The sequence below is a fragment of the Micromonospora sp. R77 genome (assembly GCF_022747945.1).
Classification (GTDB): Bacteria; Actinomycetota; Actinomycetes; order Mycobacteriales; family Micromonosporaceae; genus Micromonospora.
The window spans coordinates 5200523-5223480 of record NZ_JALDST010000001.1 but is presented as its reverse complement, the minus strand read 5'-3'; the positions used below and the strand labels follow the sequence as shown (position 1 = coordinate 5223480).

15 protein-coding genes are annotated in these 22958 nt (G+C 71.2%); 4 read left to right on the top strand and 11 right to left on the bottom strand.

Annotated elements, in window-relative coordinates; all coding sequences use genetic code 11:
* Nucleotides 1–76: 76 nt before the first annotated feature.
* The 3 genes from MRQ36_RS24570 (at nt 77) to MRQ36_RS24560 (ending at nt 4203) form a co-directional block, all read left to right on the top strand.
* Nucleotides 77–1285 carry an extracellular solute-binding protein gene (locus MRQ36_RS24570; protein WP_242799097.1) on the top strand — a complete coding sequence of 403 codons (1209 nt, stop codon included), beginning with the start codon at nt 77–79 and terminating at the stop codon, nt 1283–1285.
* A gap of 38 nt (nt 1286–1323) precedes the next feature.
* A complete protein-coding gene (locus MRQ36_RS24565; RefSeq protein ID WP_242799095.1) occupies nt 1324–1659 on the top strand; it encodes a hypothetical protein in 336 nt (111 codons plus the stop codon).
* Nucleotides 1660–2016: 357 nt separating this feature from the next.
* Nucleotides 2017–4203 (top strand): carbohydrate-binding module family 20 domain-containing protein, encoded by a 2187-nt coding sequence (locus MRQ36_RS24560; RefSeq protein WP_242799093.1) that lies wholly within the window; start codon nt 2017–2019, stop codon nt 4201–4203.
* A 76-nt stretch (nt 4204–4279) separates the two neighbouring features.
* On the opposite strand, the gene katG is transcribed toward MRQ36_RS24560, so the two are convergent.
* The 5 genes from katG to MRQ36_RS24535 all read right to left on the bottom strand — a co-directional run bounded on the left by katG (nt 4280) and on the right by MRQ36_RS24535 (nt 12245).
* Nucleotides 4280–6556 carry a catalase/peroxidase HPI gene (gene katG, locus MRQ36_RS24555; protein ID WP_242799091.1) on the bottom strand — a complete coding sequence of 759 codons (2277 nt, stop codon included), beginning with the start codon at nt 6554–6556 and terminating at the stop codon, nt 4280–4282.
* A 23-nt stretch (nt 6557–6579) separates the two neighbouring features.
* On the bottom strand, nt 6580–7008 hold the full coding sequence (locus MRQ36_RS24550; RefSeq protein WP_242799089.1) for a Fur family transcriptional regulator: 429 nt from the start codon (nt 7006–7008) through the stop codon (nt 6580–6582).
* A 227-nt stretch (nt 7009–7235) separates the two neighbouring features.
* Complete coding sequence (locus tag MRQ36_RS24545; protein WP_242799087.1) at nt 7236–8576, bottom strand: PHB depolymerase family esterase; 1341 nt, start codon at nt 8574–8576, stop codon at nt 7236–7238.
* Between the two features lie 28 nt (nt 8577–8604).
* The gene (locus tag MRQ36_RS24540) at nt 8605–10245 is read right to left on the bottom strand and encodes a ricin-type beta-trefoil lectin domain protein (protein ID WP_242799085.1); all 1641 of its coding nucleotides are present in this window, start codon (nt 10243–10245) and stop codon (nt 8605–8607) included.
* A gap of 686 nt (nt 10246–10931) precedes the next feature.
* Nucleotides 10932–12245 (bottom strand): cellulose binding domain-containing protein, encoded by a 1314-nt coding sequence (locus MRQ36_RS24535; RefSeq protein ID WP_242799083.1) that lies wholly within the window; start codon nt 12243–12245, stop codon nt 10932–10934.
* A 692-nt stretch (nt 12246–12937) separates the two neighbouring features.
* Here MRQ36_RS24535 and MRQ36_RS24530 point away from each other — a divergent pair.
* The gene (locus MRQ36_RS24530) at nt 12938–14341 is read left to right on the top strand and encodes an endo-1,4-beta-xylanase (RefSeq protein ID WP_242799081.1); all 1404 of its coding nucleotides are present in this window, start codon (nt 12938–12940) and stop codon (nt 14339–14341) included.
* Between the two features lie 107 nt (nt 14342–14448).
* Here the strand turns inward: MRQ36_RS24530 and MRQ36_RS24525 are convergent, their stop codons facing one another.
* The 6 genes from MRQ36_RS24525 to MRQ36_RS24500 all read right to left on the bottom strand — a co-directional run bounded on the left by MRQ36_RS24525 (nt 14449) and on the right by MRQ36_RS24500 (nt 22947).
* Nucleotides 14449–16527: a family 43 glycosylhydrolase gene (locus MRQ36_RS24525; protein ID WP_242799079.1), complete on the bottom strand. Its 2079-nt coding sequence runs from the start codon at nt 16525–16527 to the stop codon at nt 14449–14451.
* A gap of 214 nt (nt 16528–16741) precedes the next feature.
* The gene (araA, locus tag MRQ36_RS24520) at nt 16742–18244 is read right to left on the bottom strand and encodes an L-arabinose isomerase (RefSeq protein WP_242799077.1); all 1503 of its coding nucleotides are present in this window, start codon (nt 18242–18244) and stop codon (nt 16742–16744) included.
* Between the two features lie 26 nt (nt 18245–18270).
* Entirely contained in the window at nt 18271–19260 is a 990-nt protein-coding gene (yjfF, locus tag MRQ36_RS24515; protein WP_242799075.1) for a galactofuranose ABC transporter, permease protein YjfF, read from the bottom strand.
* Entirely contained in the window at nt 19257–20327 is a 1071-nt protein-coding gene (locus tag MRQ36_RS24510; protein WP_242799073.1) for an ABC transporter permease, read from the bottom strand. Before MRQ36_RS24510 ends, yjfF begins: the two co-directional genes overlap by 4 nt.
* Complete coding sequence (locus MRQ36_RS24505) at nt 20324–21865, bottom strand: sugar ABC transporter ATP-binding protein (protein ID WP_242799071.1); 1542 nt, start codon at nt 21863–21865, stop codon at nt 20324–20326. The genes MRQ36_RS24510 and MRQ36_RS24505 overlap by 4 nt, the downstream gene beginning before the upstream one ends.
* A gap of 152 nt (nt 21866–22017) precedes the next feature.
* Entirely contained in the window at nt 22018–22947 is a 930-nt protein-coding gene (locus MRQ36_RS24500) for an ABC transporter substrate-binding protein (RefSeq protein WP_242801345.1), read from the bottom strand.
* Between the last annotated feature and the right edge of the window lie 11 nt (nt 22948–22958).

Below are 22958 nucleotides of genomic sequence, written 5' to 3'. Positions count from 1 at the left end.
TGGGAATTGCATAGTCGCTTGACAATGCATTTAATCTTGGACATGCGCTGATTACATGTTCGAGAGAGGGTGCGACATGACCACGCCGTACTCTCGTCGCTCCTTTCTCACCGGGGTGGTGGCCACCGGTCTCGTCTCCGCCGGGGCCACCTTCCTCCTGCCCGGCGGGCGCACCCGGTCGAAGTCCCTCGACGGTCGGCCCCGGCTCTGCACCGGCACGGACCTGACCGGGGCGCGGGCCGCCGTCATCGGCATGTGGAACGAGGCCCACCCGGACGCCACGGTGGATCTGCACGAGGTGCCCGGCGGCTCCCGCGCCGAGCGCGACGCCATGGTCGAACGGATACGCAACGGCGCGGTCGACATCGTCAATCTCGACATCGTCGACATCCGGGAGTTCGCGAAAGAGGGTTACCTCCAGCAGGTGCGCCTGCCGACCCGGACGTATTTCCCGGCGGTGGAGCAGGTCCACCGGGTCGCCCCCGACGCCGAGCGGTACTGGGCGGTGCCGTTCAACAGCGACGTCGGCATGCTGTTCAGCCGGGTGACGGCGGGGCTGGAGCTGCGGCGCCCGCTGCTGCCCCAGGTGATCCGCCGGGACGCGCGGGGCGTCGCCCGGTTCGTCGGGCAGCTCCTGCCGGACACCGAGAACGACACCGAGGCGTTCGTGGTCAACGTCCTGGAACACGCGCTCTCCACCGACGCGGGCATCCTGGCCGCGGACGGCACGGTGTCGGACGATCCGGGCCGCTGGCAGGACGCGCTGGCCCCGCTGCGGAACGCGGTCCTGCACAACGACGTGGTGCGGGCACGCAACGAGGAGGACACCCGGAACCTGTTCGAGGCCGGCCTGACCCATATGCGCAACTGGCCCGCCCGGTACCGGGGGCTGCGGCACCAGGTCGACCTGCTGCCGTTGCCGGCCGGCATCCTCGGCGGGCAGAGCCTGGCCCTGGTGGCCAACGCCGCCAACGTCGAGACGTCGCTCGAGTTCATCAGGTTCGCGACCAGCGAGGCGGCGCAGCGGGTCACGGCCGCCCACGGCCTGGCCCCCGCGCTCACGCACGCCTACGACGACCCGTTGCTGCTGCAGGCGATGCCCCACCTGGGCCGGGTCCAGCGCGCCCTGGAGCAGGCCGTGCCCCGACCCACGCACCGGCGGTACCGGGCCTTCGCCGGCGCGGTCCGGCGACACGTGCTGCCCTTCCTCGGCCAGCCGGACGGCAGGCTGACCGGCGCGTTCACCGACGAGATCACGAACACGCTCGATCCGGGCCGGAGATGACCGCCGCGCACGGGTGGTGGCACGCAGGGAGGTAGCGCGTGGAGAGCGGGCGGATCGAGCTGTGGCAGGTGCCGCTGCTGGCCATGGCGGTGGTGGCCCTCGCCGAGTGGGCGGTGGGCGCGGTGTTGCGCCGGTGGCCGCTGCGGGTGGACTGGCGGCTGGCCCGGGCCCTCGGTTTCGGCGCGGCCGTCCTGGTGGCCGCCGCGCTGCTCTTCGTCAACTACCTCTCCGAGGCGGACAAGCTGGCGAACGTCGTCTCGGCGGTGGCGGCGGTCGCCACGCTGTGGTTGACCCACCGGGCCTTCCAACGGCCGGCCGGGGCCGACGGGCGGCACCCGGACGCGGACCCGGCTGCCGGGGACCCGGAACCCTGACGCGCGGGGCGCGACCCGGACGGCGCCGTCCCGGGCCGGACGTCGCCCGGGCCAGTGTGGACGGTGCACGCCGACGACCGCAAGACCTGAAATTTCTTGCCGCCGCACAACGAAGCCGCTCGCGGACTCCATGTTTTCCCGCTGGGCGAGACGCGCGTGCCACGGGACCGGCCGGCCGGCACGTCTCCGAGCTGGGCGAAGAGCGTACCTAGTGGATCCGTGTTGCCGTCCGGTTTCGAAAACTTTGCCGCAAGGTCTTGCAAAGACTTTCATGAATCGCGCATGGTGGTCGCTACCCGGACGGCCGTCCATTCTCGCCCCGCGCACCCCTTCGAGCACGGAAGAGGTCCCCCTGCCATGGAATCCGCCAGGCCACACCCGCGTGGTCGCGTCCGTCGCCTGTTCCTCGCCGCCGCGCTGGTCGCGGCCGGTGGGACAGCGGTCACCGCCGCGGCCACCCCCACCCCCGCCAACGCCGCCGTCGTCCTCAACGCCAGCGACGTCACCGCCAACCTGTGGGAATGGAACTGGAACTCGGTCGCCGCCGCCTGCACCGACCACCTCGGCCCCGCCGGGTACGGCGCCGTGCAGGTCGCGCCGCCGCAGGAGTCGGTGAGCCTGCCCACCAGCCCCGACGGCGTGCACCCCTGGTACGAGGTGTATCAGCCGGTGTCGTACCGGCTGGAGAGCCGGTTCGGCAGCCGGCAGCAGTTCGCCGCCATGGTCGGCGCCTGCCACCAGGCCGGCGTCCGGGTCTACGTCGACGCGGTGGTCAACCACATGGCCGGGACCAACAACCCCGCCGGCACCCGTGGCTACGCCGGCACCGAGTTCTCCGGCTACAGCTATCCCGCGGTGCCCTACGGCAACGGGGACTTCCACCACCCGGGCGACAACTGCCCGACCAGCGGGGCGATCACCGACTGGAACAACGAGTCCCAGGTGACCAGCTGCGAACTGCTGTCCCTGTCGGACCTCTACACCGAGAAGGACGCCGTCCGCAGCAGGATCGCCGGCTACCTGAACGACCTGATCGGACTCGGGGTCGACGGTTTCCGGGTGGACGCGGTCAAGCACATCCGCAAGGACGACTTCGCAGCGATCCTCGGCAAGCTGAACAACACCCTCGCCGAGGGCCGGCGCCCGTACGTCGCGCAGGAGATCTTCGACGGCGCCAGCAACCCCGCGCTGCAGGCCCGGGCGTACACCGGCAACGGCGACGTGCTGGACTTCGGGTACGCCAAGGGCCTCCGGTCGGCGTTCCAGGGCTCCATCTCGGCGCTGGCGAACGTGCCGAACTGGAACCTCGACGCGCCCAGCGCCAACGTCTTCGCCATGGTCACCAACCACGACCTGGAGCGGGACGGCGTGGTGCTGTCGTACAAGAACGGCAGCGACTACGTCCTGGCCAACTACTTCGCGCTGGCCTACCCGCACGGCAAGCCGTCGGTCTACGACAGTTTCACCTGGTCGGACCGGAACCAGTCGCCGCCGCACGACGGCACCGGGCACGTCACCGACACGGTCTGCGGCGGCGCGTGGAACTGCCTGACCCGCAGCACCGGCATCAAGGGCATGGTCGGCTGGGCCAACGCGGCCCGACCGGTCACCACGGTCGCCGACTTCACCACGGTCAACAGCAACGTGATCGGCTTCCACCGGGGTGACCGGGCCTGGATCGGCATCAACGACTCCGGCACCGCCACCACCGCCACCTTCACCACCGGCCTCGCCGACGGGCAGTACTGCGACGTCATCTCCGGCACCGCCACCGGCACCGGCTGCACCGGCGGCACGGTGACCGTCTCCGGCGGCCGGGCCACGGTGACCATCCCGGCCGACAACGCCGTCGCCGTCCACGTCAACGCCCGCCCCGGCACGAGCCCCTCGCCGACCGCGTCCCCGACCGCGTCGCCGACGGCCAGCCCCACCGGCACCCCGACCGACCGGGTCGCGACGACCTTCACCGTCACCGCGACCCCGGCCGCCGGCCAGGACGTCTACGTGGTCGGCAGCATTCCCGAGCTGGGCTCGTGGGCGCCGGCCAACGCCGTCAGGCTCGCCCCGCAGGGTGGTGACACCTTCCGCGCCACGGTCGACCTGCCCACCTCCACGGCGGTGGAGTACAAGTTCATCAAGGTGACCGCCGGCGGCGCGGTCACCTGGGAGTCCGGCGCGAACCGCACCTTCACCACCCCGGCCGGCGGCAGCTACCCGGTGACCGAGACGTTCCGCGGTGACACCGTCAGCACGACGATCGCCACCTCCTTCAACGCCACCGTCACCACCTCCTACGGCCAGAACGTCTTCGTGGTCGGCAACGTCGCGGCCCTGGGCGGGTGGAATCCGGCGAACGCCGTCGCGCTCTCCCCGGCCGACTACCCGGTGTGGCGGGCGACGGTGAACCTGCCGCCGAACACCGCCGTCGAGTACAAGTACGTCAAGAAGAACCCGGACGGCTCGGTGACCTGGGAGTCCGGCGCGAACCGGACCTTCACCACCCCGGCCACCGGCACCCGTAGCAACACCGACAGCTGGCGATAGCCGCAGCCGGAAGGCGGCACGGCCCGCCCGCGCAGGGGACCTGCGCGGGCGGGCCGTGCCGGTCGGCCGAGCCTGGTCAGGCCAGGTCGAACCGGTCGAGCTCCATCACCTTGGTCCAGGCGGCGACGAAGTCGGCCACGAACTTCTCCCGCGCGTCGTCGCTGGCGTAGACCTCGGCGAGGGCCCGCAGCTGCGAGTTGGCGCCGAAGACGAGGTCGACCGCGGTGGCGGTCCACTTCAGCTCGTCGGTGGACGCGTCACGGATCTCGTACACGTGCTCGTCGGTCTCCGACGCCTTCCACCGGGTGCCCGGGGAGAGCAGGTTGCGGAAGAAGTCGGTGCTGAGCACGCCCGGCCGGTCGGTGAGGACGCCGTGCGAGGTGCCGCCGACGTTGTTGCCGAGGGCCCGCAGACCGCCGACGAGGACCGTCATCTCGGGCGCGGTCAGGCCGAGCATGTACGCCCGGTCGACGAGCAGCACCTCCGGCTGGGTCTTCTCGCCGGCCCGCAGGTAGTTGCGGAACCCGTCGGCCCGCGGCTCCAGGACCCGGAACGACTCGACGTCGGTCTGCTCCTGGCCGGCGTCGGTACGGCCCGGGTGGAACGGCACGGTCACCTCGACGCCGGCGTCCCGCGCCGCCTTCTCGACGGCGGCCGAGCCGGCCAGCACGATCAGGTCGGCGAGGGAGATCTTCGCGCCGCCGGCGGCGTTGAACTCCTGCTGGATGCCCTCGAGGGTCTTCAGGACCGTCGCGAGCTGCTCGGGCTGGTTGACCTCCCAGCTGCGCTGCGGCTCGAGGCGGATCCGCGCGCCGTTGGCGCCGCCCCGCTTGTCGGTGGAGCGGAAGCTGGCGGCCGACGCCCAGGCGGTGGAGACCAGCTGGGCGACGGTGAGGCCCGACTCCAGCACCTTGGCCTTGAGGGCGGCGACGTCGGCGTCGGTCACCAGCTCGTGGTCGACGGCCGGCACCGGGTCCTGCCACAGCTGGGCCTCCGGCACCCACGGCCCGAGGAAGCGGCTGACCGGACCCATGTCGCGGTGCAGCAGCTTGTACCAGGCCTTGGCGAACGCCAGGGCGAACTCGTCCGGGTGCTCCAGGAAGCGGCGCGAGATCCGCTCGTACGTCGGGTCGACGCGGAGCGCCAGGTCGGTGGTGAGCATCGTCGGCTTGTGCTTCTTCGCCGGGTCGTGGGCGTCCGGGATGATCGCCTCGGCGTCCTTGGCGACCCACTGCTTCGCGCCGCCGGGGCTGGTGGTCAGCTCCCACTCGTGGCCGAAGAGGATCTCGAAGAAGCGGTTGCTCCACTGCGTCGGCCGGTCGGTCCAGGTCACCTCGAGACCGCTGGTGATCGTGTCCCCGCCCTTGCCGCTGCCGTAGGTGCTCAGCCAGCCCAGGCCCTGCGCCTCCAGCGGGGCGCCCTCGGGCTCGGGGCCGACGTGGCCGTCGGCGGCACCGGCGCCGTGGGTCTTGCCGAAGGTGTGGCCGCCGGCGATGAGGGCGACGGTCTCCTCGTCGTCCATCGCCATCCGGGCGAAGGTCTCACGGATGAAGTACGCCGCCGCCTGCGGGTCGGCGTTGCCGTTGGGGCCCTCCGGGTTGACGTAGATGAGGCCCATCTCGGTCGCGCCGACCTCGTCGGCCATCTTCTGGTCGCCGAGGTAACGCTCGTCACCGAGCCAGGTGTCCTCCGGGCCCCAGAAGATCTCCTCGGGCTCCCAGATGTCCTGGCGGCCGAAGCCGAAGCCGAAGGTCTTGAAGCCCATCGACTCCAGGGCGACGTTGCCGGCGAGCACCAGCAGGTCGGCCCAGGAGAGCTGCTGGCCGTACTTCTGCTTGACCGGCCAGAGCAGCCGGCGGGCCTTGTCCAGGTTGGCGTTGTCCGGCCAGCTGTTGAGCGGCGCGAACCGCTGGCTGCCGTCGCCGGCGCCGCCGCGACCGTCGTGGATGCGGTAGGTGCCGGCGGCGTGCCAGCTCAGCCGGATCATCAGGCCGCCGTAGTGGCCGAAGTCGGCCGGCCACCAGTCCTGCGAGGTGGTGAGGACCTGGGTGATGTCCCGCTTCAGGGCCTCGACGTCGAGCCCGGCGAACGCCTTGGCATAGCTGAAGTTCTCGCCCAGCGGGTTGCTCTTCGCCGAGTGGGTGTGCAGGACCGACAGGTCGATCTGGTTGGGCCACCAGTCCCGGTTGGTACGCGGCCGGCCACCGGTCTTCGGGGTCGGCGAGTCGATCGCCGGGTTCTCGCTCTCACTGCCCTGCGCGGTCACCGAGTCGTGCGCGACGGGGCATCCGGCCGCCGCCTTCTGGTCCACGCCCTGCGCGCTGGCGGTGGGGTTGTCCTGGGTGTCGCTCATCTGCTTCCTTCCGGACTGGCGGGTCACTGGGCGGTGCGTTCGGTCGCGCAGCCGGGGCAGGTGCCCCAGTAGACGACCTCCGCCTCGTCGACCACGAAGCCGTGGTCGTCGGAGGCGGTGAGACAGGGTGCGGGGCCGACGGCGCAGTCGACGTCGGCGATCGCGCCGCAGGAGCGGCACACGACGTGGTGGTGGTTGTCCCCCACCCGCAACTCGTACCGGGCGGTCGCCCGGGCGGGCTGGATGCGGCGGACCAGGCCGGCGTGGGTGAGTGCCCGCAGCACGTCGTACACCGCCTGGTGGGACACGGTGGGGCAGTCCGCCCGCACCAGGGTGATCACCGTGTCGGTGTCGGCGTGCGGACGGTCGCGCAGCGCGGCGAGCACGGCCAACCGGGGTCGCGTCACGCGCAGCGAGGCCGCCCGTAGTCGCGCCTCGAAGTCGCCCGTCATGCCACGAACATAGCCCACTCTTTTGGAATGGTTCAAGTTTTTGCCGACGGCGTGTCCCCGCCCACGAGATCAACGAGTCAGGCCCGCGCGGGCCACGATCCGCACCCAGGGGTACGCGCGCGACGAGGCCCCGGCGCACCCTCGCGGGTCCTGGGGCACCGCTTCGTCCGGTGGCGTGCGCCCGGCCCGACCGGCCGCGGGTCGGCCGGCCGGGCGGGGCGATGTGGTCAGCCCCGCGAGCAGGCGACCCCGTTGAGCGTGAACGCCGACGCCGGAGCGCTGTTGCCGGTGTGGGTGGCCTGGAACCCGATGGTCTGCGAGCCACCCGGCGGGATGCCGGCGTTGTAGCCGACGTCCCGGGCGGTGACCAGCCCGACGCTCGGACCGTAGGTCGCGTTCCAGCCGTTGGTGATCGTCTGGCCGGCGGGCAGGGCGAACGACAGGGACCAGCCGTTGACCGGAGCGCCGCCGGTGTTGGTGACGGTGATGCTCTCGGTGAGTCCGGTGTCCCAGGCGCTCACCGTGGCGGCCACCCGGCAGGTGCCCGTCCCGCCGGTGGGCGGCGGACCGCTCGGCGACGGGCTGCCCGACGGCGAGGTGGTCGGCGACGGGCTCGTGGTCGGCGAGGGGGTGGTGGGTGCGGCGTCCAGGCCGAGGAAGGAGATCGCGTACGCGAGCATGCCGGCCTGCGGCAGGGTGTGCCCGGTGCCCGAGATGCTGACGCCCTCGACGGTGGCCCGCGTGCCGGTGGCGCCGTAGCGGGTGCGGGTCCAGCTCGACTGCGGATGATCGGTGTACGCCGGCGTCTGGCCCAGGCCGTGGAGGTTGGTCCACTGCTTGATCTCCTCGCCGAGGTTCGGGTATGCGAGGGTGGCGTCCGTGGTGCCGTGCCAGACCTGCATCCGGGGGTAGCCGCCGGTCCAGCCCGGGTACATGGCGCGGGCGGTGTCCCCCCACTGCTGGGCGGTCCGGATGACGTTCCCGCCGGAGCACTGGCTGTTCCACAGGGAGCCGTCCGAGGTGGCGAAGCACCCGGCCGGCACCCCGGAGAACGCCGACGCCGCGGCGAAGACGTCGGGGTACTCGGCGGCCAGCACGTTGGTCATCATCGCGCCGGAGGAGAACCCGCTGACCACGATCCGGCCCGGGTCCACGTCGTACTTCTGCCGGGCCCAGTTGACCATCGACATGATGCCGGTCGAGTCGCTGCCACCGTTGCGGCGCAGCGCGGCCGGTGAGGAGACGTCGAAGCAGTGCCCGCTGCGGGTGGCCTCGGGCAGGACGATGACGTAGCCGTAGCGGTCGGCCGCGGTGACGTAGTCGTGACCGTTGCCGCTGAAGATCCCGCTCGCCGAGCCGGTGCAGTAGTGCACGAGGACCAGCAGCGCCGGCCTCGGCGCGACGGTGGTCGGCGCGTAGACGTACATGTTGAGGTTGGTGGGGTTGGTGCCGAAGTTGGTCACCTGGGTGAGGGTCGCGGCGGAGGCCGGCTGCGCCGTCAGCACCGCCACGGCGGCGACCAGCGGCAGCAGGGCGGCGGCGAGTGCCGCGCGGAGTGTCTTTCTCATCGGGGCTCGCTCTCGGTCGGGGGGACGGTCATCGCAGCGTCCAGCGCTGGTTCGCGGCGGCTGTGCAGGTCCAGAGGATGACGGTGGTGCCGTTGGCGGTGGCGGCGCCGTTGACGTCCAGGCAGAGGCCGTTCTGCTGGGACCGGATGGTGCCGTCGGTGTTGCGGGTCCAGCGCTGGTTGGTGCCGCCCGTGCAGTCCCAGAGCTGCGCCTTGGTGCCGGCGGTGGCGTTGGCGGGCGCGTCGAGGCACTTGCCGAGGACCTGGAGGGTGTCACCGCTGGCGGTCCACTGCTGGTTGGCGCCGCCGTTGCAGTCCCAGATCACCGGCTGGGTGCCGTTGGTGGTGTTGCTCTGCGGGTCGTCCAGGCAGCGGCCCGAGGCGGCGCTGACCAGGGCGCCGGCGGTGGTCGGCGGCGGGGTCGTGGTGCCGCCGCCGCTGACCCGGTAGACGACCGTGCCGTGGCCGGGGACGCTGGCGGAGATGGCGCCGCCGGTGGTGCCAGTGGCGTTGGTCCACGCGTCGAGCAGGGTGAAACTGCTGCCGCTCTTGCCGATCGCGGCCGCGGTGGTGGAGATCGTGGTGGTAGTGCCGCCCTGGTTGAACAGGGCCACCGCGACGTCGCCGTTGGCCAGCTTCTTGGCCAGCACGCGGCGGGTACCGTCGAAGGAGACCTGGGTGGCCTGCAGCCCGAGGGTGTCCTGGTTGATCGCGACGAGGTTGCGGTTGGTCAGGATCTGCTGGATGGCCGAGGACATCGAGCGGACGTCGTTGCCGGCGATCAGCGGCGACGCGAGCACCGCCCACATCGCGAAGTGGCTGCGCGTCTCGGTGTCGGTCAGGCCACCCCGGCCGACCTCCATCATGTCCGGGTCATTGAAACCGCCCGGGCGCGCGTAGCCGGCCAGCGGCACGGTGACGTTGATGATGTTCTGGATGCCCATCGGGTAGCCGTTGGTCTGGCCGGTGTCCCAGGCTCCTGTGATGTCCTCCGTGGTCCGCCACATGTTGGCCACGTCGCCCCAGTTGCGCTGCGGCCCGGTCTTGGCGTGGATGCTGTTCGGGTTGATGCTGTAGACGATCGGCCGGCCGGTGGCGGCGAGGGCGTCGCGCATCCTGGCGAAGGTGGCCACCTGCTGGTCGATGGTGCCGTTGGGCGAGCACCAGTCGTACTTGAGGAAGTCCACGCCCCAGGCGGCGAACTGCCGGGCGTCCTGCGCCTCGTGTCCCTGGCTGCCGGTGGCGCCGGGATAGCCGCCGAAGTACTGCGCGCAGGTCTTGTCGACCGGCACCTGGTAGAGGCCGAACTTCAGGCCCTTGCTGTGCAGGTAGTCGCCGAGCGCCTTCATGCCGCTGGGGAAACGGCCCGGGTCACCCTGGAGGTTGCCGGCGGAGTCGCGGTTGGGGTTGAACCAGCAGTCGTCGACGACCACGTACTGGTAGCCGGCGTCGCGCATGCCGCTGGTGACGATGGCGTCGGCCGACTGCCGGATGAGCGACTCGTTGATGTTGCAGCCGAACGAGTTCCAACTGTTCCAGCCCATCGGCGGCGTACGGGCCACCCCGTTGTCCAGGGCGAGCGAGGCGGTGGGGCGCAGTCCGAGCGCGGCACCGGTCAGCAGCAGCGCGGCGGCGAGGGCGCTGCCCCAGCGCGAGGCGGTACGTCTCATGAGTTCTCCTTCCCGCGACGGCGTACGCCGCGGCAGGTGGGCGTCCGCCGACGGGCCTCGGTGGCCGTCGACGGGACGGCGGGTGATGGCGGTGCCGGGCCGGCCGGGGGCACGTCGGCGGACGCGGAACCGGTCAGCCCTCCGCCGTGAAGGCGTGATCGGCACCGGCCCTGTTATCGATCACAATCCCGGGGGCAGCCCGTCCGACCCGGGTTCCACAGCGATTTCGAGAACGTTAACATCGACGTACGTCACGCTTCCAGTCTTCGGCCCCAGCCGGGCGGTGCCCTCGGACGGGACTTCGCCGGCTCCTACGACAGCAACGGGGCGGCGCCGAACGCCCGTAACGGCAGGGTGGGCGGGCACACCTGGAACGTCCACCCGGCTCCAACGGCAGCAACGCGGTCTTCTCCTTCGTCCGCACCAGCGGCACCACCTCGGCGACCATCGACGTGCTCCAGCTTCTCGCTGACCTCCGCCTGACCAGCCGGGAACGGGCGTTCGCACCGACGGGGGCGAACGCCCGTTCCGTCGTCCGGGGCCGGACGACCGGCCGGGGCCGGCTCGCGGCCCACGGGTCGTCCCACCGTCCGGACGAACGGACGTGGTCCGGCGCGGATGCCCGCGCCGGACCACGTCCGGCCTTCCCGGATACGGCTCGGCGCCGAGTCCCCGGGCTCCGGCGATCAGGCCACCGAGCAGGTCGCCCCGTTGAGGGTGAACGAACTCGGCTTCGCGGTGCTGCCCGTGTGGTTGGCCTGGAAGCCCAGGTTCACCGAGGCGTTCGGGGCGATGGTCCCGTTGTAGTCGACGTTGCGCGCCGTCACCTGCCCGGAGTTGGGCGAGTAGGTGGCGTTCCAGCCGGAGACGATGCTCTGGCCGCCGGGCAGGGTGAAGACCAGGGACCACCCGTTGATCGTGCTGGTGCCGGTGTTGGTGACCGTGATGTCCTCGGTCAGGCCGTTGCCCCACGCGTTGACCGTCGCGCTCACCCGGCAGGCGGCGCCGCCCGGGGTCGGGGTGGGCGTGGTCGGGGTCGGCGTGGGGGTGGTGGTGGGGGTGGGCGTCGGCGTGCTGCCCTCGAACTGGGTGAAGAAGGACCAGACCACGCCCGGTACCCACGTCCGGTAACCGCTGTCGCCGGTGGCCCCGTCCTGGGGGGCCGCGATGTGGCCCTCGTCGAACGCCGCCCACGCCACCGGGTGCCCGGCCGAGCAGCCCGAGTAGGTGGTGACCCGGTGCGTCAGACTGCCCTGGGTCGGCTCGGGTGGGTTCTGCGCGGTGCAGCCGTTGTTGCGGACGAACCGGTCGCGCAGCGCCCGCCCGCCGGAGATGTTGAGCACCCCGTCCCGGATGCCGTGCACCCCCAGGTACGCGATCGGCTGGGTGCCGCCGCTGCAGCCGCTCAGCACCCCGCCCGACTGGACCGCGACCGCCCGGAACATGGTGGGCCGGGAACAGGCGATCGAGTAGCTCATCGCCCCGCCGTAGCTGAAGCCCACCGCGAAGCGCTGCGTCGTGTCGACACAGAGACCGGCGTCGAGCTGACGGACCATGTCGTCGACGAAGGTGATGTCCTCGCCGTTGCTGTTGGCCCAGCCGTTGTTGAAGCCCTGCGGCGCCACGAAGATGGTGCTGTTGTTCGCCAGCCGCTGCAGGCCGTAGTAGGACCAGACGTCCCGCGTGACGGTCTGCCCGGTGGCCACGTCGGTGGCGGTGCCGCCGAGCCAGTGGAAGCCGAAGACCACCCGGTAGGGGTGGTTGCTGTCGTAGTTGTCCGGCACCCGGAGGATGTAGGTGCGGGTCTTGCCGCTGCTGGTGATCGTGCGCGTGCCGCTCGCCAGGGTGGGTGCCTTGCCGCACCCGGCGGTCGCCGCGGCGGCGCCGACCTCGGCGGCCGCCGCGCTCGCGCCGAGGCTGCCGCTCCACACGGTGGCCGCCGTGGCGACGAGCATCGCCGAGGCCGCGAGGGCCCCGAGCACTGATCGATGTCTGAGCATGATGGAACTCCCTCTGCCGCACGGATGGCGGCGTAGCTCGGTGGTGGGGAGTCGGGGAGACCGCAGCCCGGCCCGCAGGTGGCAGGCGCCCGGACGACCGCGGCCCGGCCGGGACCCCATCGGACCGGAAGTCGGCCGCCGTTCCCGGCCCACGACCCACCGGGACCGGCCACGCGCGGGGCGCGGCGGCCCGTCGCGGGCGCCGATGGGACCGCCGCCGCACCGGTCGACACCCCGTCCGGGTGTCGGAGCGTGCCCTGCGCTCCGGGTTACCGCAACCTAACGTGTGAGCGTTAACATCGCAACCGCCGAGCCGCACGTACGCCCCATCGTCCCCATCGGAGCGTCGTCGACAGCGGCTGTACCTGTTATCGATAACATGCTATGTTCGGCGCGCAGGAGCCGCGGAACTCCTCCCCTTGTGCAGTCGCCGCCCGCTCGAAGGGCACCGGTCCGGCACCGGTCGACGTGCGGTGACGGGTGAGGACACCGCCGGTCAGGGGCACCAGCTGCCTCGACCACCACCACGCTGACGCCACGCGCCGACGGGCCGGTCCCCGACGGCGGCCACGACCACCTCTCCTGGCGCCCCGGCCTGCTCACCGGACCGGCTCCCTGACGCACCCGTCACCAACCGCTCACCCGGCGGGCCCTCGCGCCCTCCGGGGCCACCACCTGCGAAAGGCAGCATCATGGAACACCTACCGGACCACCGCGAGCCGCGGACCCGCTCCCGGCTGCGGCTCCTGGCGCCGGCCGCCGCGAGCGCCATCGCGGTCGTCGCCGTCGTCGCGGCCGCCACCACGGCGAGCGCGGGCACCACCCTCGGCGCGTCCGCCGCGGAGAAGGGCCGCTACTTCGGCGCGGCGGTCGCCGCGTACAAGCTCTCCGACAGCCAGTACGTCGGGATCCTCGACCGGGAGTTCAACGCGATCACTCCCGAGAACGAGATGAAGTGGGACGCCACCGAACCCACCCAGGGGCAGTTCCGCTACACCGGCGGCGACCAGATCGTCTCCCACGCCCAGGCCCACAACATGCGGGTACGCGGCCACACCCTGCTCTGGCACTCGCAGGAGCCGGGCTGGGCGCAGAACCTCTCCAGCAGCGCCCTGCGCTCGGCCATGATGAACCACGTCACCCAGGTCGCCACCCACTACAAGGGCAAGATCTACGCCTGGGACGTGGTCAACGAGGCGTTCGCCGACGGCGGCACCGGCGCCCGCCGCGACTCCAACCTCCAGCGCACCGGCAACGACTGGATCGAGGTGGCGTTCCGCACCGCGCGGGCCGCCGACCCGGGCGCCAAGCTCTGCTACAACGACTACAACACCGACGGCGTCAACGCGAAGTCGACCGGCGTCTACAACATGGTCCGCGACTTCAAGGCCCGCGGCGTCCCGATCGACTGCGTCGGCTTCCAGTCCCACCTGGGCACCGGCATGCCCAGCGACTACCAGGCCAACCTGCAACGCTTCGCCGACCTCGGCGTCGACGTCCAGATCACCGAGCTGGACATCGAGCAGGGCAGCAACCAGGCCACCCTCTACGGCAACGTCACCAAGGCCTGCCTCGCCGTGTCCCGGTGCACCGGCATCACGGTCTGGGGCATCCGGGACAGCGACTCCTGGCGTACCGGGCAGAACCCGCTGCTGTTCGACAACAGCGGCAACAAGAAGCCGGCGTACACCGCCGTGCTGAACGCGCTGAACGCCGGCGGCACCACCACGCCGCCGACCACCACCGCGCCGCCCACCACCCCGCCGCCGTCCAGCCCGCCGCCGAGCACCCCGCCGCCCGCGGGCAGCGGCTGCACCGCGACCCTGTCGGTGCAGTCGTGGACCGGTGGCTTCGTCACCAACGTGCACGTCACCGCCGGCTCCGCACCCGTCAACGGCTGGACCGTCCGGATCGCCCTACCCGCCGGCACGGTGGTCACCGGCACCTGGAGCGCGCAGGCCGGCGGCACCAGCGGCACGGTGGACTTCCGCAACGTCGACTACAACGCCCACATCGCGGCCGGTGGCAGCACCGACTTCGGCTTCCAGGGCAACGGGGTCGGCCCGTCCGGCACCCCCACCTGCACCGTCGGCTGACCGAACGGAACCGGCCCGGTCCCGTACCCCTTCCTCGGGGACGCGGGGCCGGGCCGGGTCATGTCACCGCCGGGCACGTCGGCGGCGACGGCGCCGGGCCGGCGCCGTCACGGCGTCGTCAGGTCGAACCGGCGGGCGGTGACCGCCCCGCCGAGGGCCTGCGTGGCGTAGTTGAAGATCGCGAAGCGGTAGCCCATGAAGAACTGCCAGGCGTTGTTCAACGTCAACACGTTGCCCAGGGGCACGAAGGTCACCCCGTCGGTGCTGTAGGAGAAGGACGCCTGCCGTCCGCTGCCCGGCCTGATGTCGGCCTTGGCCCGCAGCCAGATCCGGCCGCCGCTGACCGGCGCGCCGGCGATCTCGGCGCCGGTGCCGGTGGTCCGCCAACTGCTGTCCATGGTCAGGCCGTTGGTCATCACCACCCGGGTGGCGCCGTTGTCCCGGCGTACGCCGATCCAGGCCGACGAGTCGCGCAGCACGGCCAGGCCGGTGCGGTCGCCGTCTCGCATGGTCGAGTAGTCCAGCTCGACGGTGGCGGTGGAGGTGGGCCCCTGGATGCGCCGGGTCACCGTGTTGCGGGCGCTGTAGAGGTCACCGGTGACGGTGGCGGTCTGCAACCGCAGCCCGCTGCCGGTCGACCACTTCGTGTCGTCCGGGTTGTGGTTCCACTCCCACTGCGGGCTCAGCGTCGTGCCGGTGAAGGTGTCCGCGCCGGTCATCGGTGCCACCGGCCGGGGCGGCAACGGGGACGGGTAGCTGCTGCCCCAGGCGCCGTTGACGGTCTGGACCTGCGGCCAGCCGTCGGCCGTCCAGGTGATCGGCGCCAGCGCCGGCACCCGGCCACCCGGGTACGCGTCGACGAACGCCATGTAGTACCACTGGCCGTTCTGGGTCTGCACCAGGCCGCCCTGGTGCGGTACGCCCCCGCCGGCGATCGGGCCGGCCATGTTGAGCAGCACCTGGCGCGACTCGTACGGGCCCCACGGGCTGGTGGACCGGAGGATGTACTGCCCGTTGGCCGGCTTGGTGACGAAGATGTAGTAGTAGCCGTTGCGCTTGTAGAACCGCGAGCCCTCCAGCGTGCCGATGCTCGACGGCGTGGTGAACACCTGCTGGGTACGCACCTGGCTCAGCCCGTCCGGCGACAGCTGCGCCACGTGCAGCGTGCTGTTGCCGTACGCGACGTACATCGTGTCGTTGTCGTCGACCAGCAGTCCCGCGTCGTAGTAGCAGTTGTTGATCTCGGCGCGCTTCTGCCAGGTGCCGCTGACCGAGGTCGACGTGTACACGTACGACCTGTTGAAGTCGATGCAGCCGATCCAGTAGAACGTGCCGTTGCTGGCGCGGTAGTTGAGCGCCGACGCCCAGATGCCGTTGACGTACGCCCGCCCGCCGCCGGTCAGGTCGTACTTGGTGCCGAAGTCCAGCCGGGGCACCGAGTGCCCGGCGAACTCCCAGTTGACCAGGTCGTACGAGCGCAGCACGGGCGCGCCCGGCGAGTAGTGCATGGTCGACGAGGAGAGGTAGTAGGTGTCCCCGACCCGGATGACGTCCACGTCGGCGAAGTCCTGCCACAGCACCGGGTTGGTGTACGTGGTGCCGTTCGGGGTGCCGGTGTCGCCGAGACGGACCAGTTGCCACTGCTGGTTGTTGCCACCCCAGTCGGTGTACTGCACCACGTTGGCGCCGTCGGCGGTCGAGGCGTTCTGCACCTCGACGGCCTTGCCGGAGTGCCGGGCGATCAGCCGGACGTACCCGCCGGCCGAGTCCGCCAGCTGGAACTGCTGGTTCATCGCGTTGGCGTCCGACCACTGGATCAGCCCGGCGCCGTCGGCCGTCGACGCGCCGGAGACGTCCAGCACCTTGCCGGAGTTGCGGGAGCGCAGCCGGTACCAGCCGCCGCCAGAGTCGACGAACTGCCACTGCTGGTTGGCGCCGTCGCTGCGGGTCCACTGGGTGACCCGCGCCCCGTCGGTGGTGGCCTGGTTGTAGACGTCCAGCGCCTTGCCGCTGTTCCGGTTCACCAGCACGTACCACGCGCCGGTGTCCACGGTCGCGGCCTGCGCCGTGGCCGGGAGCACCGCGACGGTCCCGGCGCCGAGCAGCATCGCCGCCGCGGCGGCGACGAGCCGGGACAGCCGACCGCGCCTGCGCACGCCCGGTCCCACCTGACCGATGACTGCCATGTTCCTCCTCAGGAGACGGACGGTGGACGGCCCGGCGCCGCCAGCACCGAATTTGTGTTAGCGCTAACATGAGCTGATCCATCGACTGTGAGCGATAACACGGAGGACGTCAAGGCGTAACGTCCGGCGGTCCGGTCGGCGCGGTGCGGGCACGGCGACGGCGGACGCGCCCGAGGGTGGGCGGGCGCGTCCGCCGCGTTCCGTCGCCGGCCGCTCAGAACCCCTTGGCCAGCCGGTAGTAGGCCTGGCTCCAGCGGATCTGGTCGGCAAACCGGCGCGGGTCGGTGTCGGCGTCGATGACGACCAGCTCGGTACGGCTCATCTCGGCCAGGTCGTGCAGCTCCTCGACCCCCACCGCCTGCGACAGGACCGTGTGGTGCGGGGCGCCGGCGGTGATCCACGCCTCGGCGGAGCCGGCCAGGTGCGGGCGGGGACGCCAGACCGCCCGGGCCACCGGCAGCCGCCGCAGCGGCTGGGGTGGTGGCACCACGTCGATCTCGTTGGCGACCAGCCGGAACCGCTCCCCCATGTCGGCCAGGCCGAGCACCACGGCGGGACCGGGCGCGGCGTCGAAGACCAGCCGGACCGGGTCCTCCCGGCCACCGATGCTCAGCGGATGGATCTCCGCGGTCGGCACGTCGGCGGAGATGCTCGGGCACACCTCCAGCATGTGCGCGCCGAGCACCAGTTCCCGGCCCGGCGTGAGGTCGTAGGTGTAGTCCTCCATGAACGAGGTGCCACCGTCCACCCCGACCGCCATCGCCTTGAGGGTGTGGACCAGGACGGAGGTCTTCCAGTCGCCCTCGCCGCCGAAGCCGTAACCGTCGGCCATCAACCGCTGCACGGCGATGCCCGGCAGTTGACGCAGCCCGCCCAGGTCCTCGAAGTTCGTGGTGAAGGCGCGGAAGCCGCCGGCTTCGAGGAAGGTGCGCAGACCCAGTTCCAGGCGGGCGGCGTAGCGCAGGGACTCGTGCCGGTCGCCACCGGGACGCAGCTCGGGCGTCACCCGGTAGCTGTCGTCGTACTCCTTGACCAGGTCGTCGACCTGCGCGTCGGTGACCTCGTCGACCTGCCGGACGAGGTCGTTGACGCCGTAGGTGTTCACCGAGACGCCGAATCGCAGCTCCGCCTCCACCTTGTCGCCCTCGGTCACCGCCACGTCGCGCATGTTGTCGCCGAAGCGCGCCAGCCGCAGCGACCGCATCGCCGACCAGCCCAGTGCCGCCCGGGTCCAGGCCCCGACCCGGGAGATCACCCGGGGGTCACTGACGTGCCCGGCGACGGTCTTGCGCGCCACCCCGAGTCGGGTCTGGACGAACCCGAACTCCCGGTCGCCGTGGGCGGCCTGGTTGAGGTTCATGAAGTCCATGTCGATGTCGTCCCACGGGAGCCGGACGTTCGCCTGGGTGTGCAGGTGCAGCAGCGGCGTCCGCAACGCGTCCAGCCCGGAGATCCACATCTTCGCCGGCGAGAAGGTGTGCATCCACGCGATGATCCCGATCGCCCCCTGCGCGGCGGCGTCCCGGCAGACCCGCAGGATGTCGGCGCTCGTGGTGAGCACCGGTTTCCAGACGACCCGGGCGGGGATGTGCGGCGAGTCGTCGAGCACCGCGGCGATCCGCCGGGACTGCTCGGCCACCTGACGGAGGATGTCCTCGCCGTACAGGGCCTGGCTGCCGGTGAGGAACCAGATCTCCGGCGCGGGGTGCGTTGCCATGGGGTTGCCTTCCGCGAGATGGTCGGTCACTTGTAGCGAATTCCGATCAGACGTTGGAGCAGGATGAACGCGAAGAGCAGGCCGCCGATCACGATCTTGGTCCACCAGGAGTTGAGGCTGCCGTCGAAGGTGATCAGGGTCTGGATCACCCCGAGGACCAGCACCCCGAGCACGGTGCCGAAGACGTAGCCGGAGCCACCGGTGAGCACGGTCCCACCGATGACCACCGCCGCGATCACGTCGAGTTCCATGCCGACGGCGATCAGCGGGGCGCCGGAGAGGGTGTAGAAGGAGAGCAGGATGCCGCCGACCGCGGCGCAGAGGCCGCTGATGGTGTAGACGGCGATCCGGGTACGGCCGACCGGCAGGCCCATCAGCAGGGCCGACTGGGCGTTGCCGCCGATCGCGTACACGTTGCGGCCCAGCCGGGTGTACGCGAGGACGTAGCCGGCGACGACCACCACCGCGAAGGCGATCAGCACGCTGACCGACACGAAGTTGCCGCTCGGGTTCCCGATCCGGGCCTGGGACATGCGGGTCCAGAACCCGTCGGTGATCGGGATGGACGAGCCGCTGATGAAGGTGCACATGCCCCGCGCGAAGAACATCCCGGCCAGGGTGACGATGAACGGCTGGATGTCGAAGAAGTGGATCACGCAGCCCATCAGGAAGCCCAGCGTCGGCCCGATGAGCAGCGCGACCAGCAGCACCAGCGCCGCCGGTGTCCCCTTCTCCAGCAGGAACGCCGAGACCATCGCGGTCATCGCGACGACCGAGCCGACCGACAGGTCGATCCCACCGGTCAGGATCACGAAGGTCATGCCGACCGCGACGACGAGCAGGAACCCGTTGTCGATGAAGACGTTGAAGACGACCTGGACGCCGGAGAAGGCCCGGTACTGCGAGACGCCGACGCCGTAGAGGACCAGCAGCAGGAACCCGGTGGCCAGGACCGGGACGTGCCGCCGGGGCAGCCGGGCCCAGGTACGGGCGGCGGTCAGGGAGAGGGTGGTCATGCGGGCACCTGCTCCTTCGGCTGTTCCGGGGCGGTGACGACGGGCACCGCGGCGGGCCGCCGCCGGGCGAACCGGGCCCGGAAGCCGGGGGCCTGGATGAGGCAGACCGCGATGACCACGACGGCCTTGAACAGCAGGGACGTCTGGGGCGAGATGTTCATGGCGTACACCGTGGTGGTGAGGGTCTGGATGAGCAGCGCGCCGAGGATCGTGCCGCCGAGGGAGAACCGGCCACCCGCGAGCGAGGTGCCACCGATCACCACCGCGAGGATCGCGTCGAGCTCGACCCAGAGGCCGGCCGCGTTGCCGTCGGCGCTGGACACGTTGGCCGTCATCATGAATCCGGCGACCGCGGCGCAGGCCGCGCTGATGACGTACACCAGGAAGGTGACCCGCCCGGACCGGATGCCGGCCAGGCGGCTGGCCCGGGCGTTGCCGCCGACCGACTCGACGATCAGGCCCAGGGCGGTACGGCGGGTCACCGCGGCGATGAGCAGGGCCGCCGCGAGGGCGATGAAGATGGCCAGCGGCAGGGTGAGCAGGTGGCCGACGCCGATCGCCTTGTACGGGTCGGAGTTGATCGTGAGGATCTGCCCCTCGGTGATCAGCTGGGCGAGGCCCCGACCGGCGACCATCAGGATCAGCGTCGCGATGATCGGTTGGATGCCGATGACCGCGACCAGCACACCGTTCCAGGCACCGAGGACCAGGGCCACGCCCAGTCCCAGGGCCAGCGCGGTCAGCACCCCACCGAGGCTGTTCTGGTCGGGTTGACGGCTGATGTAGAGGCAGGCGATGGCGCCGCTGATCGCGCAGAGCGAGCCGACCGACAGGTCGATGCCGCCGGTGGCGATGACCAGCGTCATGCCGAGCGCGACGAGGATCAGCGGCGCGCTGAGCCGGACGATGTCGACGAGACTGCCGTACAGGTGGCCGTCGCGCAGTTGCACCGACAGGAAGCCCGGCCGGTGGATCGTGTTGGCGGCCAGCAGGACGACGAGCACCGCGACCGGCCAGAAGAGCCGATGTGTGGTCAGCGCCCGGAAACCGGACCGTGTCCCGGTCATGACGGCACCCTCCCCTGCCCGGCGCCGGCGGCGATGACCTGCATGATCCGGTCGGCGTCGACGCTGTCGTCGTTGGTGAGCTGCGTGACCATCTCGCGGTCCCGCATCACGGCGATCCGGTGGCTGAGCCGCAGCACCTCCTCCAGCTCGGCGGAGATGAACAGCACGGCGGTGCCCCCGTCGGAGAGTTCCGCCACCAACCGCTGGATCTCGGTCTTCGCCCCGATGTCGATGCCCCGGGTCGGCTCGTCCAGGATCAGCAGCCGGGGCTCGGTGATGAGCCAGCGGGCGAGCAGCACCTTCTGCTGGTTGCCGCCCGACAGGTTCGCCACCGGGATGTCGGGGTCGGCGGGACGGATGCTCAGCGCCTTCACGTACCGCTCGACCAGCTCGTCCTGCCGGCGGCGCGGGATCGGGCGCAGCCAACCCCGGGCGGCCTGCAGGGCGAGGATCATGTTCTCGCGTACGGACAGCTCCGGGACGATGCCCTCGGCCCGCCGGTTCTCCGAGCAGAAACCGATGCCGTGGTCGATGGCGGCCACCGGCGTCCGCAGCGCGGTGGGGGTGCCCCGCACCCGGACGTCACCCTGGTCGGCGCGGTCGGCGCCGAAGAGCAGCCGCGCCACCTCGGTACGGCCCGAGCCGAGCAGGCCGGCCAGGCCGACCACCTCACCCTCGTGGATGGTCAGGCTGAACGGCGCCACCGCCGAGCGGCGTCCGAGTGCGCGGGCGTCGAGCAACGGCGTGCCTGCCGCCAGGGCCGCGACGTCGCGTCGGGGCGCCTCGTCGAGGCGTTCCAGGACCCGCAGCTCCTTGCCGATCATCTTCTCCACCAGGGTGAGCTGGGGCAGGTCGCGGGTGGCGTACTCGCCGACGAGCTGCCCGTTGCGCAGCACCGTGATCCGGTCGGCGATGCCGTACACCTGGTCGAGGAAGTGGGTGACGAAGAGGATCGCGATCCCCTCGTCGCGCAGCTGGCGCATCACCCGGAACAGCTGCGCCACCTCCCCGGCGTCGAGGCTGGAGGTCGGCTCGTCGAGGACCAGCACCCGGGCCTCGACGTCGATCGCGCGGGCGATCGCCACCATCTGTTGCACCGCCAGCGAATAGCTGCCGAGCTGCGCGTTGACGTCGATGTCCAGGTCGAGCCGGGCGAGCAGGGCGCGGGCCCGCCGGCGCATCTCGCCCCACCGGACCGCGCCGAGCCGGCGCGGTTCCCGGCCGATGAAGATGTTCTCCGCCACCGAGAGGTTGGTGCAGAGGTTGACCTCCTGGTAGACGGTGCTCACCCCGGCGGCGGCGGCCTGCATGGGGCCGGTGAACGACACCGGCGCGCCGTCGAGCGTGACGGTGCCGGAGTCGATGCCGTAGACGCCGGTGAGCACCTTGATCAGGGTCGACTTGCCCGCGCCGTTCTCCCCCATCAGCGCGTGCACCTCGCCGGCGAAGAGGCGGAAGTCCACGTTGTCGAGCGCGCGTACCCCGGGGAACGACTTGCTGATCCCCGTCATTGTCAGGACTGGATGGCTCCCTGCCATGCCACCGGACCTTTCGGTGAGGTTCGTGAGGAAGGCGCGCGGCGTACGCGGCCCGCCCGGTCCGTCAACTCCGCAGGCCGGTCGGGCCTGCGCGGCGGCCGGGCCCCGGGGCCCGGCCGCTGCTGCCGGGGGCGTCGCCCCGGTCGTCGGCGTCAGTACTTGCGGTCGGGCAGGGCCGCCTTGGCCTGCTCCTGGGTGAAGGTGGTCTCCTGGGTCTCGATCCGGGCCGGGACCTCCTCGCCGTTGTGCACCTTCTTCGCCAGGTCCATCAGCTGCGGACCGAGCAGCGGGCTGCACTCGGCGATGAAGTTGAACTTGCCGTCGGCGAGGGCCTGCATGCCGTCCTTGACCGCGTCGACCGTGATGATGGTGATGTCCTTGCCGGGCACCTTCCCGGCCGCGGTGATCGCCTCCAGCGCGCCCAGGCCCATGTCGTCGTTGTGCGCGAAGAGCACGTCGATCTTCGGGTTGGCCTTGAGGAACTGCTCCATCACCTGCTTGCCGCCCGCGCGGGTGAAGTCACCGGACTGCGAAGCGATGATCTTCAGGTTCGGGTTGGCGGAGATGGCCTCGGCGAAACCCTTCTTCCGGTCGTTCGCCGGCGCGGAACCCGTCGTCCCCTGCAGCTCGACGATGTTCACCGGGCCGGTGGCGGCCTTCTTCTGCTCCACCAGCCACTCGCCCGCGAGCCGCCCCTCCTTGACGAAGTCCGACCCGAGGAAGGTCTTGTAGAGGGACTTGTCGGCCGAGTCGACGGACCGGTCGGTGAGGATGACCGGGATCTTGGCGTCCTTGGCCTCCTTGAGCACGGTGTCCCACCCGGACTCCACCACCGGCGAGAAGGCGATCACGTCGACCTTCTGCTGGATGAAGTTGCGGATGGCCTTGATCTGGTTCTCCTGCTTCTGCTGCGCGTCGTCGAACTTCAGGTCGATGCCGGCCGCCGCGGCGGATTCCTTGATCGACGTGGTGTTCGCCGTCCGCCAGCCGCTCTCCGCGCCGACCTGGGAGAAGCCCAGGGTGATCTTCCCGTCGTCCTTGCCGCCGCCGGCGCCCGTGTCGCTGTTGCCGCAGGCCGCCATGCCGGTGGCCA

What these genes read in the sequence shown, in the direction of transcription:
- MRQ36_RS24525 (WP_242799079.1), bottom strand. Translation starts at nt 16,527, where the DNA reads ATGGCAGTCATCGGTCAGGTGGGACCGGGCGTGCGCAGGCGCGGTCGG.
- MRQ36_RS24570 (WP_242799097.1), top strand. Translation starts at nt 77, where the DNA reads ATGACCACGCCGTACTCTCGTCGCTCCTTTCTCACCGGGGTGGTGGCC.
- MRQ36_RS24550 (WP_242799089.1), bottom strand. Translation starts at nt 7,008, where the DNA reads ATGACGGGCGACTTCGAGGCGCGACTACGGGCGGCCTCGCTGCGCGTG.
- MRQ36_RS24505 (WP_242799071.1), bottom strand. Translation starts at nt 21,865, where the DNA reads ATGGCAGGGAGCCATCCAGTCCTGACAATGACGGGGATCAGCAAGTCG.
- MRQ36_RS24535 (WP_242799083.1), bottom strand. Translation starts at nt 12,245, where the DNA reads ATGCTCAGACATCGATCAGTGCTCGGGGCCCTCGCGGCCTCGGCGATG.
- MRQ36_RS24545 (WP_242799087.1), bottom strand. Translation starts at nt 8,576, where the DNA reads ATGAGAAAGACACTCCGCGCGGCACTCGCCGCCGCCCTGCTGCCGCTG.
- MRQ36_RS24530 (WP_242799081.1), top strand. Translation starts at nt 12,938, where the DNA reads ATGGAACACCTACCGGACCACCGCGAGCCGCGGACCCGCTCCCGGCTG.
- MRQ36_RS24560 (WP_242799093.1), top strand. Translation starts at nt 2,017, where the DNA reads ATGGAATCCGCCAGGCCACACCCGCGTGGTCGCGTCCGTCGCCTGTTC.
- MRQ36_RS24540 (WP_242799085.1), bottom strand. Translation starts at nt 10,245, where the DNA reads ATGAGACGTACCGCCTCGCGCTGGGGCAGCGCCCTCGCCGCCGCGCTG.
- araA (WP_242799077.1), bottom strand. Translation starts at nt 18,244, where the DNA reads ATGGCAACGCACCCCGCGCCGGAGATCTGGTTCCTCACCGGCAGCCAG.
- MRQ36_RS24500 (WP_242801345.1), bottom strand. Translation starts at nt 22,947, where the DNA reads ATGGCGGCCTGCGGCAACAGCGACACGGGCGCCGGCGGCGGCAAGGAC.
- MRQ36_RS24510 (WP_242799073.1), bottom strand. Translation starts at nt 20,327, where the DNA reads ATGACCGGGACACGGTCCGGTTTCCGGGCGCTGACCACACATCGGCTC.
- yjfF (WP_242799075.1), bottom strand. Translation starts at nt 19,260, where the DNA reads ATGACCACCCTCTCCCTGACCGCCGCCCGTACCTGGGCCCGGCTGCCC.
- katG (WP_242799091.1), bottom strand. Translation starts at nt 6,556, where the DNA reads ATGAGCGACACCCAGGACAACCCCACCGCCAGCGCGCAGGGCGTGGAC.